This window comes from Lysobacter sp. N42, assembly GCF_004344885.1.
In genome coordinates this window covers 253779-268185 of record NZ_SKFB01000003.1, presented here as the reverse complement: position 1 = coordinate 268185, position 14407 = coordinate 253779, and the positions used below count along the sequence as shown (strand labels likewise).

General features: G+C 47.7%; 13 protein-coding genes. 8 read left to right on the top strand and 5 right to left on the bottom strand.

The features are described 5' to 3' along the window. The first annotated feature begins 137 nt into the window (after positions 1 to 137). Genes purE through EYQ95_RS08710 form a run of 7 tightly spaced genes read left to right on the top strand, consistent with a single transcriptional unit; the run spans position 138 to position 7103 of the window. The gene (gene purE / locus EYQ95_RS08740; RefSeq protein ID WP_111915426.1) at positions 138 to 629 is read left to right on the top strand and encodes a 5-(carboxyamino)imidazole ribonucleotide mutase; all 492 of its coding nucleotides are present in this window, start codon (positions 138 to 140) and stop codon (positions 627 to 629) included. Continuing rightward, positions 626 to 1711, top strand: a complete 1086-nt coding sequence (locus tag EYQ95_RS08735) for a 5-(carboxyamino)imidazole ribonucleotide synthase (RefSeq protein ID WP_111915427.1) — start codon at positions 626 to 628, stop codon at positions 1709 to 1711. Before purE ends, EYQ95_RS08735 begins: the two co-directional genes overlap by 4 nt. Before the next feature lie 52 nt (positions 1712 to 1763). Further along, on the top strand, positions 1764 to 3251 hold the full coding sequence (gene glpK, locus EYQ95_RS08730) for a glycerol kinase GlpK (RefSeq protein WP_111915428.1): 1488 nt from the start codon (positions 1764 to 1766) through the stop codon (positions 3249 to 3251). Between the two features lie 36 nt (positions 3252 to 3287). Further along, positions 3288 to 3698 (top strand): cytidine deaminase, encoded by a 411-nt coding sequence (cdd, locus tag EYQ95_RS08725; RefSeq protein ID WP_111915429.1) that lies wholly within the window; start codon positions 3288 to 3290, stop codon positions 3696 to 3698. A 9-nt stretch (positions 3699 to 3707) separates the two neighbouring features. Further along, entirely contained in the window at positions 3708 to 4499 is a 792-nt protein-coding gene (gene deoC, locus EYQ95_RS08720; RefSeq protein ID WP_111915430.1) for a deoxyribose-phosphate aldolase, read from the top strand. Positions 4500 to 4501: 2 nt separating this feature from the next. Then, positions 4502 to 5818: a thymidine phosphorylase gene (gene deoA / locus EYQ95_RS08715; protein WP_207916300.1), complete on the top strand. Its 1317-nt coding sequence runs from the start codon at positions 4502 to 4504 to the stop codon at positions 5816 to 5818. Between the two features lie 40 nt (positions 5819 to 5858). After that, entirely contained in the window at positions 5859 to 7103 is a 1245-nt protein-coding gene (locus EYQ95_RS08710; protein ID WP_111915432.1) for a phosphopentomutase, read from the top strand. Positions 7104 to 7181: 78 nt separating this feature from the next. On the opposite strand, the gene EYQ95_RS08705 is transcribed toward EYQ95_RS08710, so the two are convergent. Beyond that, positions 7182 to 7844 carry an alpha/beta hydrolase gene (locus EYQ95_RS08705; protein WP_111915433.1) on the bottom strand — a complete coding sequence of 221 codons (663 nt, stop codon included), beginning with the start codon at positions 7842 to 7844 and terminating at the stop codon, positions 7182 to 7184. A 9-nt stretch (positions 7845 to 7853) separates the two neighbouring features. Next, entirely contained in the window at positions 7854 to 8300 is a 447-nt protein-coding gene (locus tag EYQ95_RS08700) for an OsmC family protein (protein WP_111915434.1), read from the bottom strand. Positions 8301 to 8497: 197 nt separating this feature from the next. Here EYQ95_RS08700 and EYQ95_RS08695 point away from each other — a divergent pair, with 197 nt between their 5' ends. Then, a complete protein-coding gene (locus tag EYQ95_RS08695; RefSeq protein WP_111915435.1) occupies positions 8498 to 8947 on the top strand; it encodes an Hsp20 family protein in 450 nt (149 codons plus the stop codon). A 75-nt stretch (positions 8948 to 9022) separates the two neighbouring features. Here EYQ95_RS08695 and EYQ95_RS08690 read toward each other — a convergent pair whose 3' ends face one another. The 3 genes from EYQ95_RS08690 to EYQ95_RS08680 all read right to left on the bottom strand — a co-directional run bounded on the left by EYQ95_RS08690 (position 9023) and on the right by EYQ95_RS08680 (position 14342). Then, positions 9023 to 10609 carry a M17 family metallopeptidase gene (locus EYQ95_RS08690; protein WP_207916298.1) on the bottom strand — a complete coding sequence of 529 codons (1587 nt, stop codon included), beginning with the start codon at positions 10607 to 10609 and terminating at the stop codon, positions 9023 to 9025. 95 nt (positions 10610 to 10704) lie between these two features. Then, positions 10705 to 11538 (bottom strand): UDP-2,3-diacylglucosamine diphosphatase, encoded by an 834-nt coding sequence (locus EYQ95_RS08685; protein ID WP_111915436.1) that lies wholly within the window; start codon positions 11536 to 11538, stop codon positions 10705 to 10707. Between the two features lie 119 nt (positions 11539 to 11657). Next, positions 11658 to 14342 carry an EAL domain-containing protein gene (locus EYQ95_RS08680; protein WP_111915437.1) on the bottom strand — a complete coding sequence of 895 codons (2685 nt, stop codon included), beginning with the start codon at positions 14340 to 14342 and terminating at the stop codon, positions 11658 to 11660. Positions 14343 to 14407 lie beyond the last annotated feature (65 nt).

Genomic DNA, 14407 nt, shown 5'->3' with positions numbered 1-14407 from the left:
CTGCCATTGGCGGAATTTTCTGCTATAATCCGCGCCTTTCAAACTTCCATACTACTTTGCCTCTATAATCGATGTAAGCGCACAGTCGACGTGAAGGCAATGTGGTTAATATTAAGACACAATTGAGGGAGCTAACAATGGCATCCGTTCTAATTCTTATGGGTTCTCAATCTGACTGGCCCGTGATGCAACACGCAGCGACCATGTTAAAAGACCTTGGAGTAGACTGGGAAGCTCGCGTTGTGTCTGCACACCGTACGCCCGATCTTCTGAAGTCGACCATGGAAGAAGCTGAAGCAACCGACGTTAAAGTTGTGATTGCAGGGGCTGGCGGTGCCGCTCATTTACCCGGTATGTTAGCTGCCTACACTTGTTTACCTGTTTTTGGCGTACCTGTTCCTTCGAAGCAATTGAAGGGACTAGACAGCCTGCTCTCCATTGTACAAATGCCTAAGGGTGTAGCCGTTGGTACTTTAGCGGTAGGGCAAGCCGGCGCAGCAAACGCTGGTCTGCTTGCGGCGCAAGTTTTAGGCACGCAAAACCCAGATATTCAAAGCGCAGTTCGTAAATTCCGTGAAGAACAACGCGACAAAGTGATGAGTAACAGTAAGCTGGAACTGGATTCATGAAGACCCTAATTCTTGGTAATGGCCAACTTGGCCAAATGCTAGGACAAGCCGCAGTTCAACTGGGCGACGAAGTATTATTGGTCAACACTAAAACCAACGAGGTTATGCCTGTTGGTGCCCACCAAGCTGTTTCATTAACTTTGGAACAAGCGGTGGAATGGGCCGACGTTGTTACATGGGAACATGAACAAATATCGCCACAGCATATTGCGTTGGCGAAGCATAAATTCCTAACCGATCCTAATGCGATTCAACCTTTAACGCACCGCCGCCATGAAAAGCAAATGTGCGACGACCTAAGTATCGCAACTTCTCCATGGAAGTCTTTCAATACAGCTGAGGAGCTAGCTGATATTTTAGCGTCGTGGGAAACGGGCGCAGTGATTAAAGCAGCAGAAGGTGGTTACGACGGAAAAGGCCAATGGCGCTGGAAGCCAGGACAAGACATCGACAGCTTATTGGCAACTGCAGGACAACAACCCGGTATTGTCGAAGCATTTATACCTTTTAATTACGAAGTGTCGATTGTGGGCGCTCGTACTCAAAACGGTTCAATTCACTGCTACCCATTGGTACAAAATGTCCACCGAGAAGGTATTCTAAGCCACACCTTTGCTGGGCTTGTAGACATTCCTACTCATTTACAACCTACCGCCGAGCAGTGGTTCCAAAAACTCACTGAGCATTTGGGGTATGTAGGAACACTCGCTATCGAATTCTTTGTTGTTGGCGAAGGCGAGAACGCAGAGCTTCTGGTGAACGAAATTGCCCCTCGCGTGCACAACAGCGGGCACTGGTCGATGGTAGGCAGTAACTGCTCTCAATTCAGCCTACATATGCGCTGCATGGCACAACATACGATTCCCGAACTCACTATGGCACCCACCATGATGCTGAATATTATTGGTGCTGAAAAAATTGCCGACAGTCTTTGGGCTATACCTACCAGCCAACCGTTTTGGTACGGCAAAGCGCCACGCCCAGGCCGAAAGGTAGGACACGTAAACTTCTCTGTAACTAGCTTGCAGCAAGCGGAAGAGCTTGTTTCACAGTATTTCGAAACACATCAACTGTTGGCGTAAAACCTAGACAGGGTTATGGTAAAGGAAAACCATAACCCAAAGTTTACGATTTATGCCGAAACCTCAAAAACAGCATATTTTAGCGATAGACCAAGGTACAACGTCTAGCCGCGCATTGATTTTCGACGCACAGCTAAATGTAGTTGGCCAAGGCCAACATGAATTTCCGCAACACTTTCCGCAAAGTGGCTGGGTAGAGCACGACCCTGAAGATATTTGGCAATCCACTCTAAAGTCATGCGAGGACGCACTTGATAGCGCAGGCCTGCAGGCAAGCGACATTCTCAGCATTGGCATTACCAATCAACGTGAAACAACCGTAGTTTGGGATCGTGAATCAGGCGAACCTATTTACCGCGCAATTGTTTGGCAAGACCGCAGAACAGCAGATTTTTGCCAACAACTGAAAAACAAAAACCTTGAAACCCAAATTCAAGAGAAAACAGGGTTATTACTTGACCCCTATTTTTCAGGCACAAAAATACGCTGGATTTTAGAGAACGTAGAAGGCGCACGCGAACAAGCCAAACAAGGCAAATTATGTTTTGGCACTATCGACACCTTCTTATTGTGGCGACTGACTCATGGTGAAAGCTTTGCCACCGACGCCAGTAACGCTTCTCGCACCCTGCTCATGAACCTTGAAACCTGCGACTGGGACAACGAACTGCTGGATATTTTTGATATCCCGAAAAACTGCTTACCGAAGATTTGTAACACCGCAGACAATTTTGGTGTAACACACTCAAAATTATTGGGCGCTGAAATTCCTATTTATTCCATGGTTGGCGACCAGCAAGGCGCGCTGATGGGTCAGGCATGCTTACAGCCCGGTGAAGCTAAAAGCACTTATGGCACAGGTTGCTTTGCATTAGTAAACAGCGGTGACAAACCTCTTGTTTCAAAAAACCGGTTACTTTCAACCGTAGCCTGGCGCATTCAAGGCGAAACCACATACGCCATAGAAGGAAGTATCTTTATGGCTGGAGCCATTATGCAGTGGCTACGTGACAAGTTAGGCATACTGCAGAAAGCCTCCGACTCAGAACAACTTGCGCAAAACGTGCCTTGGCAACAGTCAGAAATACTCGTACCGGCATTCACAGGTCTTGGCGCACCCTACTGGGACCCCCATGCTCGTGCGGCCATTTTAGGTATGACCCGCGACACAGGGAAAGAGCAAATTGCAGCAGCGGGGTTGCGCAGCGTAGCGTTACAAACACAAGATCTCATGCGCGCTATGACGGAAGACGGTCAAACAATTGAGACCCTAAAAGTAGACGGCGGTATGACCGAAAACCAATGGTTCTTGCAAGCCGTTGCCGACATTACTGGAAAAACGGTGAAGCGAGCTGCAAACGTAGAAATAAGTATTCGTGGCGCAGCATTTCTAGCAGGTTTTCAAGCCGGCTTGTTTAATGACCTTCAAGACATTTACGGCTTGGTGGAGCATGACCAAGACTTGGGGCCACACATGAGCACCGAAGAGCGTGAGCGACAATATCAACGTTGGTTGGAAGCAGTGGCTAAAGTTCGCTAGAATAACTCCCCTTTTGCTGCTGAAAATTAAACAGCTATGAATGAACCAACACAAAGTGCAGAACAAATGTTTGAGCTTGCCAAGCAAGCCATGGAAAAGTCGTACTCGCCTTACTCAAAATTTCCTGTGGGTGCGGCTATTCTGACGAGCTCGGGCCAAACATTTACCGGATGTAACGTAGAAAACGCATCCTATCCCGAGGGAACGTGTGCCGAAGCCGGTGCTATTGCTGCAATGGTGATGGCAGGAGAAAAGAACATTCAACACATCTACGTTATCGGCAATGGCGAAGCACTGGTTTCTCCTTGCGGCGGATGCCGTCAGCGCATTCGCGAGTTCGCTAACGCGCAAACACAAGTTCATATTTGCGGGCCTGAAGGTATTCGTAAAAGTCTATTCTTAGAAGACCTCTTACCCCACTCATTCGGCCCAGAACACATCGCCTGAGGAAACATTATGAATTTACCTAGTATAGAGCTTGCGGCTCAGGCTTTCTCGTTTCTTGATCTTACCAGTTTAACTGACCAAGAAACCGTTTCAGACATTGAACAACTGGCGGACGACGCAAGTTTACTGTTACCCAGCGGAGAACTTATTCATGTCGCTGCCCTTTGCGTATTTCCAAGGTTTATTCCTTACGCAAGAGCGGCACTAGACGCAAGAGAATTGTTCAAGGTAAAAATAGCTACCGTGACCAACTTCCCTCACGGCGGAGACAACATCGACATTGCCGTTGCGGAAACTCAAGCCGCTGTTGCCTATGGCGCCGACGAGGTAGACGTTGTTTTTCCTTACCGTGCATTTTTAGCAGGTAACGAAGTTTTGGCTAAACAGCTCGTGCAGGCATGTAAAGCCGCTTGCGGTACCTATGTGCAACTCAAAGTTATATTAGAAACCGGCGAGCTTGGAAGTGAAGAGAACATTGCCCGTGCAAGCAACATAGCACTAGAAGCCGGTGCCGACTTTATCAAAACCTCAACAGGAAAAGTGACTGTAAATGCTACTGCACAAGCGGCAGAAGTCATGTTGAACGAAATTGCAAAACGCTCACCTTCTCACCACGGGTTCAAGCCAGCAGGAGGAATTCGCACCCTTAGCGACGCGCTTACCTATATGAACTTAGTCAGCGAAATTTTATCACCTGACGCACTTACGCCAGCTCGCTTTAGAATAGGCGCAAGCTCGGTTAGAGGTGACTTAGCAGCAGTGCTCACAGGAAGCGAAAATAAGAATCAAGGAGATTACTAATCATGTTACCGCAAGAAATTATCCGTGCTAAACGCGACGGCAAAGCACTTTCAGAACAACAAATAGCCTACTTTGTAAAAGGCATTACAAGCGGCGCAGTTACCGAAGGTCAAATTGCTGCTTTTGCCATGGCCGTGTACTTCAAGGGTATGACCATGCCAGAAAGAGTGGCATTAACAGAGCAAATGATGCATTCCGGCCAAGTACTCGACTGGAGCTCAATGAACCTCAACGGTCCAGTAGTCGACAAGCACTCCACGGGCGGCGTAAGCGACTCGGTAAGCCTTATGTTAGGGCCGATTATTGCTGCGTGTGGTGGATATGTACCTATGATTGCCGGACGCGGATTAGGACACACCGGCGGAACTGTTGATAAGTTTGAAAGTATTCCAGGTTACAACACTGCCCCCAATGAAGCCGAGCTGAAACGCATCGTGAAACAAGTCGGCGTAGCCATTATTGGCCAAACGGGAGAGATTGCACCTGCGGACAAGCGCTTTTATAGCATTCGAGACGTGACCTCCACCGTTGACTCTATTCCACTCATTACTGCATCGATTCTGTCGAAGAAGCTAGCAGCGGGACTTGACGCACTAGCCATGGACGTTAAAACCGGAAGCGGTGCGTTTATGGTTCAAGAAGAGGACGCAACTGAGCTAGCGCAAAGTATTGTGCAGGTTGCCAACCGAGCTGGAGTAGCCACGTCTGCAACAATTACCGACATGAACGAACCGTTAGGGTCTACAGCCGGTAACGCGGTAGAAATTCGGGAAGCTATCGAGTATTTAACAGGCCATTATCGCCATCCACGTTTACATGAAGTTACGGTTACGCTCGCCGCACAAATGTTAGTACTCACCAACTTGGCATCAAGCGAGCAAGAGGCATTAGAAAAGGTAAGCACTGTACTAGAAACTGGCGCCGCCGCAGAGAAATTTAGTGAAATGGTGGCAGCTTTAGGCGGCCCAAGTGACCTTATCGAGAACAAATCGAAGCATTTACCATTGTCTGCCGTAAGCATGGACATATTCGCACCGCAAGACGGCTACATCCATGCTATCGACACCCGTGAAGTTGGCTTGGCTGTGGTGAGTTTAGGTGGTGGACGTACCGACCCAAGCCAAACCATAGACCATAGTGTTGGCTTAACCGACTTTGCCCGAATAGGCCAGAAAGTAGATACAAAAACACCGATTGCTAGGGTTTTTGCTAAAACGGAAGAAGACGCTAAAGCCGCTATTCAATCAGTGCAATCGGCATATTCAATTAACGAAGCGAATGTAGAAGCGCCACCAGTGGTGTATTCTCTAATCAAGTAGTTCTTGAAGGTTTTGTTTAAACTTTAGTGAGGCAAAGAACATGGCGCGCGCAATTATTCTGATGTTTGACTCTTTCGGTGTCGGCGCTTCCGCAGACGCTCACCTATTTGGTGACGTGGGTGCCAATACTTTGGGTCATATCGCTCAAGCCTGTGCCGAAGGGCAGGCAGATAATGCAGAGCGCCAAGGACCATTAAACTTACCAAACCTAACACGTTTAGGGCTTGCCCAACTGGGAGCAGAGGCCGCAGGGCACGCTATTCCGGGGCTCGATGACTCGATAGAACCAAAAGCTCAGTTCGGATTTGCACAAGAGCTGAGTAACGGTAAAGACACACCAAGCGGACACTGGGAGTTAGCGGGTGTTCCGGTGCAATTTGACTGGCATTACTTTCCTAAAAACGAGGAAGTCGCCAAAGGCGAAAGTGTTTTCCCACCAGAGCTCATTAGCGCTATTCAAGAAGCTGGTAATTTGCCGGGCGTATTAGGTGAGTGCCACGCCTCGGGTACAGCAATAATTGCCGAATTAGGCGAAGAGCATATTCGCAGCGGCAAGCCAATTATATACACCTCCGCAGACTCAGTATTACAAATAGCCGCACACGAAGAGCACTTTGGCCTAGAACGTTTAATTACATTGTGCGAGCAGGCAAGAGCTATTCTAGACCAACAAAACCTAAACGTGGGCCGCGTTATTGCGCGCCCATTTACCGGAGAAAGCGCTGAGAGCTTCAAGCGTACGAGTAATCGTAGAGACTTTTCAGTGCTACCTCCTGCACCCACTGTACTCGTTAAAAACCAGCAAGCCGGCAATGAAGTAATTAGCATCGGTAAAATAGCCGATATTTATGCGCATCAAGGTATTACACAGAAGCACAAAGCTGCGGGCAATAATGCCCTTTTCGACGTCACGTTAGATGTTGTTAAAACAGCACCGCACGGCAGTATTATTTTCCCCAATTTTGTCGACTTCGACATGGAATATGGACACCGTCGAAATGTAGCAGGCTACGCGCATGCTTTAGAACAACTCGACCAGCGCTTACCTGAACTCGAAGCCATACTGCAAGAAGACGACATCGTTTTTATTACCGCAGACCATGGTTGCGACCCTACTTGGCCAGGTAGCGACCATACACGTGAATATGTGCCTGTGATTTGCTTTGGGAAGAAAGTGAAGCCGGGGAATATAGGTAAACGAGAGACCTTTGCAGACATTGGGCAAACCATTGCCGAGCATTTAGGCTTGCCACAACTTGAGTTTGGAACGTCTTTTCTAAACTAATCTTTGCCAAACAAGCCCTTTCCAAGCAAACTTTTTTCAAGCAAACTTTTTCCAAGCAAAAAACCGAGCTAAGGCGCGTTATAAAAAGCGCGCCAGCCATTTTGCGATGTCTTGAATTTGCGGACCACATACCTGGTGAGCCATCGGGTAAGTTTGGAACTCAACGTCATAGCCATGGTCGGTTAACCACCCTTTTGCTTGCTCACCTAGACTAACTGGCACGATTGGGTCTTGTGATCCATGGTGAACCAATATTGGCGTTTCCGCTTGAACTTCACTCGGCTGAATAGAGTCACGCGTGGCTAAATAGGTAGACAAAGCCATAATGCCCGCAAGCTTTTTGTCAAAAGAAAGTCCAGCTTCATAAGCAACCGCACCACCTTGAGAAAAGCCTGCTAAAACAATACGGTCTGCTGGTATACCGCGCTCTATTTCCCGTTCGATAAGATCTTGGGCCTGCTTTGCCGAAATCCGTAACTGCTTTTCGTCGACGCTGCGGTCTATGCTCATTTCCAAAATGTCGTACCAAGCAGGCATCGTCATGCCACCATTCACCGTCACGGGTATTTTTGGGGCATGAGGGAACACAAAACGAACCTGGCACTCTGCGGGTAATTGAATATGCGGCACGATAGGCTCAAAGTCATGGCCGTCGGCGCCTAGGCCATGTAGCCAAATAACGGCTGCATTTGCTTCGTGCTCTGGGCTTACTTCTACACAGGGTAAATACTGTTCAGTCATTACAATCCTTTAATCTTTCGTTTCGGTCGATAAATTCAATTCTGTTTCAATGGCCAAGTTCGGGTTAGTTATAGTTCGATGTACAGGGCATTTATTCGCGATTTCTAAAAGCCTAGAGGTTTGCTCTTCGGTGAGCTCACCCGCAACACGAATGGATCGATGAATAACTTCCCCTACAATTTCGCCGTCTTGCAACTTTCCTTCCTGATGCGACAAGTCTACGGTTACTTTTTGTAACGGCCAGTTCTTGCGCTTGGCATACATTCGTAAAGTCATGGAGGTGCACGCCCCTAAACCCGCCATCAACATTTCCATCGGCGCAGGGCCTTCGTCGGCTCCGCCAAGACTTTCAGGTTCGTCAGCCAACCAACGGTGGTTATAAGTGGTGACCTGCTGAGTAAAAGGTGAAATTTTCTCTTCTACACGTACGCAACCTTCTGCAACTTCATGGCTCATAGAACCTCCATTAAACCCCACTAATCAGGCTAATGCTGCAATTTACCACATGCCTTTCTTGCAACAAACAACGTAAAAATTTTTGCTGCGCATACTTGAAAAGAAATATGGCAGTACTTATGTCTAGTTATGCAGAGGATGGGTCTCGCTGAGAACATTCGGACTGCGTAACTAATTATCGCTCATTGGAGGATATGATGAACACTATCGATTTAACACCACTTTACAGAAACAGCATTGGTTTTGACCGTTTAGCCTCAATGCTAGACAACGCGCTTCGTGGAGACACCGGCACAGGTGGATACCCGCCCTACAACATCGAAGCGAAGGAAGAAAACCAGTATATGATTACCATTGCGGTTGCTGGCTTCGAAGAAAACGAACTCGACATTCAAACCGAGCGCGGTGTACTCACCGTTCGCGGCAAGAAGGCCGAAGACGACAGCAAGCGTAAATACTTATACCAAGGCATTGCGGCAAGAGCGTTCGAGCGCAAATTCAACCTTGCAGAACACGTTGAAGTAACCGACGCGGAATTACGCAATGGCCTACTGAATATTTATCTGGTGAAAGAAATTCCAGAAGCAATGAAGCCACGTTCTATTTCCATTAAGTCAAACGAACGTACTTTAGAAAACAAAAGCTAACGAAAGCTTTTAACGAGAAAGCCCCGAGTTGTGTGTGCTCGGGGCTTTTTTGTTTTTAATGCTTTTAGCTTAAAATTACGGCTGACGAATAGCCCATTCAGTCAATAGGCGAACCCCGAAGCCTGTCGCACCACGCGGGTGAATACCAGAAGGTCCGTCTACCAAGGCATTACCGGCCATGTCGATGTGTAGCCACGGCGTGTCACCTACAAAGCGTTGCAGCAACATGGCACCGGCAGTAGCACCCGGCGAGCCCACGTTTTTCATATCTGCAATACGGCTTTCAATTGCACTTGCGAACATAGGATCCATAGGTAGACGCCAGATACGCTCTTCAGTTACGTCTGCTGCTTCTTGCATAACTTGAAGCACTTCGTCGTGGTCACTAAATACAGCCGCATATTCATTACCAACAGCACCAATTTTAGAGCCTGTTAGTGTTGCTATATCTACCATGGCACGAGGGCGGAAGTTTTCACGTGCGTACCAAAGTCCGTCAGAGAGTACCAAACGACCTTCTGCGTCGGTATTCGTCACTTCAATCGTTAAACCAGAACCGGTTGTTACCACGTCTCCTGGGAGTTGAGCCTCGCCTGAAATAAGGTTGTGAGCAAGAGGCGCAACTGCTACCACATTAACTTCGGCATTTTGGCGAGCTAACGCGAGCACCGATCCTACCACTGCAGCAGCGCCAGCTTTATCTGTTTGCATACGAACAATAGAGCCGCTGTTGGTTTTCAGGTTATAGCCACCCGTGTCGAAAGTAATACCTTTACCGACCATCGCTAGCGGCTGATCGTCGCTGCCTTCCCAGTGAGCCACAAGCAAATGCGCTTTGTGCTGACTACCTTGAGACACCCCGTAAAGTGCCCCCATACCTAAGGCTTGAACCTGTTCTGGGGTTAAAATGGTCACTTCAACACCAGCGGGTTCTAATGCCTGACGCGCATATTCAGCAAATGCTTCTGGGTAGCCTGCACTACCGGGTAAATTGGTTAATTCACGCGCTAAAAATACACCCTCTGCAATGGCTTGCAACGCCGAGAACTCTTGGTTTGCTTGAGAAACACTAGCAACACGCCAAGTGTATTGTTGCGAAGGGCGCGCTTCAGGTTCGCTAAAATAACGGTCGAATCGGTAGTTTCTTAGATCTGCACCATGTGACATCGCAGCAAGAATTCGTCCGTTGTAAACAGGGTTGGTAATTAAACGACCATCTACTCCGACCGTTTCCGCATTTGTACTGTTCACTAAAGCTGAAAGTGCAGCGCCTGCTTTCTCTGCTTCTTTACGCACAAATTCTGCAGGGTTGCCAACACCGATAAGCACTAAACGTTCAACGTCTAATCCTGCAGGTGCCACAATAACGCGTTGCGAACCCGCTTCACCGCTAAACTCGGCGATTTCTAAAACTCTTTGAACATGACTAGTCGTTGCGCTGGACCATTCAGGTAGTGTTACCTGGGTGTCTTCCGGCACCGGTACAACCAATATGTCACTTTGCTCAATGGCTTGGTCGGTAACTTCGTTACTGGTGAACAAATACTGTTCTACGAAAGGGTTTTCAATAGCGACTGGATTGGCTTGAGCTTCTTGGGCTCCAAATCCAACGATGCTAGCGAAGGCAATGGCCAACATCGACGTTTTTGCGTGCAGTTTCATTTCAACTCCTTGGTAACGCGCATGAATAGTACGAAGTGTCGTCTATATTCTTACACATTCTCAAGCGAATTGCGGCTAACTGCTTAATTTTACACCTAAGCTGCTTGCGGGCGTTTCTCTGGCTCCGTAAGTACTACGTTCTTGTCAGGAAATGCAGATGTGCTCGCCGATGCTATTTCTGCATCCGTCCAATACATAAGTTCCAATTCGCCCGTTTCACTCTCAACTAAAGCACTGCAATGCTCTACCCAGTCGCCATCGTTTGCGTAAATAATACCGTTTTCCATACGAAGATCCGGCTGGTGAATATGTCCGCAAACAATGCCGTCTAATCCACGCTTTTTAGCCTCTTGAATAGCCGCTTCACGAAAACGAGTTATCGCCAACTCCGCTTTAGCAAATTGCCCTTTCACATAACTAGAAAGCGACCAATAATAACGGCCTGTCCATTTGCGCATACGGTTCACATGACGATTGAGCGCCAGCAAAAAATAATAGAGCTTGTCGCCAATAAAATGTAGCCAACGACCTAAGTACACCTGCTCGTCGAACTCATCACCATGAAGTACCAGCAACCGCTTCCCTGCGGCTGTGGTATGTATCGCTTTGCGCTGAATTCTAATGCTTGCAACATTGGGGTGACGGTATTTGCGCATGGCTCCGTCGTGATTACCTGGAATGTAAATAACCTCTACGCCAGACTGCGCTTTGGCAAGTAATGACTGGATGATTTCGTGGTGTTTAGCGGGCCAGAACATTTGCTTCTTCATCGCCCAGAAGTCGACTAAGTCACCCACAATGTAGATTTTCTCAGCTTTCACAGACTGCAAAAGGTGTAACAAAAAGTCGGCTTTACAGTCTTTCGACCCTAAATGAACGTCTGAAATGAATAGTGTTCTAGCCACAACCGGAGCTGTTTGATGCTTCATAACTTTTGCCCTTTTAGCAGGTGGATGAATTCAACAACTCAACGTAAGCCAAGTCAGGCAAAGTTTGGCATTTCAATATGAAGATTATTTGACGGAGATAATACGATTTAATGACACCGCTACGCTTCAGAGCCTTCTTGCAAGCGCTTCAGCACAAGGTCAATTTGCGAAACAGGAGTAGGTCGGTTAATCAGGTATCCTTGGAATAACTGGCAGCCCTGTGCCGCAAGTAGTTCCATTTGGGTTTTCGTTTCTACCCCCTCTGCAACCAGCTTGAGTCTTAAAGACTCGCCCAATGAAATAATGGTGCGGGTAATGGTGCGAGGACTCTCGTTTTTATGGAGATTTTGCACAAATGACTGGTCAATTTTAAGTTTGTCGAGCGGCAAGCTATTTAAATAACTTAAGGAAGAATAACCCGTACCAAAGTCGTCGAGTGCGAACTTAACACCGTGCTGCTTCAAGGCTGTCATTTTCTCAATGGCGTCGTCTGGTTCTGAAAGTAGCATCGACTCAGTAATTTCCAGCACCAAGTATTGTGGCTCTACCCCCGACTTTTCGATAATACTTAAGGTGTCGGCCACAAAGCTCGGTGAATGTAACTGGCGTACACTTAAGTTCACCGACATGGTCCAGTGCTTTCGTTCTGGATCTTGGTGCCACTCATTCAATTGCTGACACGCAGATGTGAGTATTTGCTCGCCAAGCAGCAAAATATCGCCAGTTTCCTCGGCTAACGGAATGAAGTCGTTTGGAGGAATCATGCCACGGTCTGGGTGACTCCAGCGTACCAGCGCCTCGACACCATGCACCGACTTATCTGCTTCTACGATGAGCTGGTAATGCAACTCGAATTCGTTATCTTCAATGGCGCGGTGCAGGTCACGAACAAGCTCTTGGCGGTCCTGCAACATGGTTTGAATACTTTCGTCGAAGAAAATATGGGTATTGCGACCAGCGGCTTTGGCTTGATACATCGCCTGGTCTGCTTGTTGCAGTAGGGTGTCTACCGAGCGCGTGTCGTTGTCAAACAAGGTAATACCGACACTTGCCGTTACCCGATAAAAGGATTCATTTAGCGCAACGGGCTGTTCAAAGTCACGAATGAGTTCCGCTGCCAACGCGCGAGTTTGGTTAGCCGCAGCACTTGCGTGCTCAGACAACCGAGTAAGCACCACCACGAACTCATCTCCGCCAATACGAGCCACAAAATCTTGATCTCGGATCGAGCGACGTAACCGCTCAGAAAGGGTAACAAGTAAGTCGTCGCCGGCTTGCTGCCCCAAAGAGTCATTCAGCGTTTTAAAATTGTCGACGTCAAAACACAGTACTGCGGCATACTGAGGTATAGATTGCATTTTATGTTTCAGATTTTTAACCTTTTCTTGCAACATTCTACGATTCGGTAGCTTGGTTAATGCGTCGTAAAATGCCAATTGGTTAATTTGTTCTTCAGCCCGTTTACTTGCAGTGGTGTCGATAATAACGCCATTCCAAAGCAAACTTTCATTGTCTTTCACTTGCGGAATCGACTGCACCTCAACCCAACGAATTTCGCTTCCGACAAGTATACGGCCTTGCCAATAAAGAGGCGCTTTCTCTCGCGCGGCTTTTAAACTTTGGTGGTTGTAGTCATACCGATCCGAAGGGTGGATTCGTTGCTCTATCTCGGTAAACATACGTTCGAGCGGGAGAGAGTCAGGCAACTCTAATATTTCGCGAGCGCGCTGATTCAGATACGTGACCTCTCGCTCCCCTTCGCTGTTTACTCTGCCTTGATACACCCCAACAGGTAGCAATTGTGTAAGCGAGTCGTATTGCTCTAAAGAACTTGATAACTGGCTGTTTAAACTTCTTAAATCTTGATCAGACACATCAATCAGGCGTTTCGCTCGTCGGTAGCCATAAATTAAAACTAATACGCCTAGTAACCATACCACCGTAGGCAAAGCTAAGTTACTCAACCAAGCCATAATCACATAGCGACGGTCTTTCATTGCCACCGCAGTCATACCATACTGCGCCATAGGCTCTACCCAAAGGTAATGATGGCGATAGCCACCCGCCATGTTATAAGGGCGATCGTATGAAGCCCAGCCATGCTGTTCGCGAATCAAATTGCGTAATGGCTCCGACGCTCGGGTTTGATAAATTCGGTCGTAGCGCTCTCGAGTAGCAGGCTCGGGATACATATAGTTTAAGTAACCGTCGTCACGAACCAGTACAATTTCAATATTGTCTTCAAGTTGTAATTCAGACCACGCCGCATTGTCGCTATCGATAATCAGCATCGACACCATAATCGCGCGAACTTCGTTATCGTCGTCAAACACTGGTGTGTATAACGGGGTAACCCACTTATCGATGGTGGTGGAAAGTTGTGGGCGCCCGATTTGGAATGAACGTGTGAGTATAGCTTCTTGCAAGCTTTCACTGCTCATGTCTAAAGCGGATTGGGAGTCTGGGGCGAATTCATATTCTGGAAGCGAAGAGCCTAGCACATTGCCTTGCATGTCGAGCATGGCATAGCCAAGTGCACTTCTATGATATGGCCGCATACGCTGAAAAAAGTCCTGAGCAGTTTCAGTACTCGAAGATTCCGAGCTAACTTCCAGGCCTTCGGCGAGAATTTGTTGAATAACGTCTTGCTTCGCCATTTGGTGTTCAAAGCCTTGGGCAAGAATTCCACTTAAATGGCTTAATTGCTTTTGTTCGGAAGAGAGGGTGCGTTGCCATGCAATGTAAGATGTGAAGATAGCCACCACGACCAAAAGCAGCATCATTAAACGTGCAAAAGCACGCAAAATGCGCGTTCTATTGGTACGGCTATTTTTACCGTGCTGATTGGCGTTTAACTTTGAATGGATAA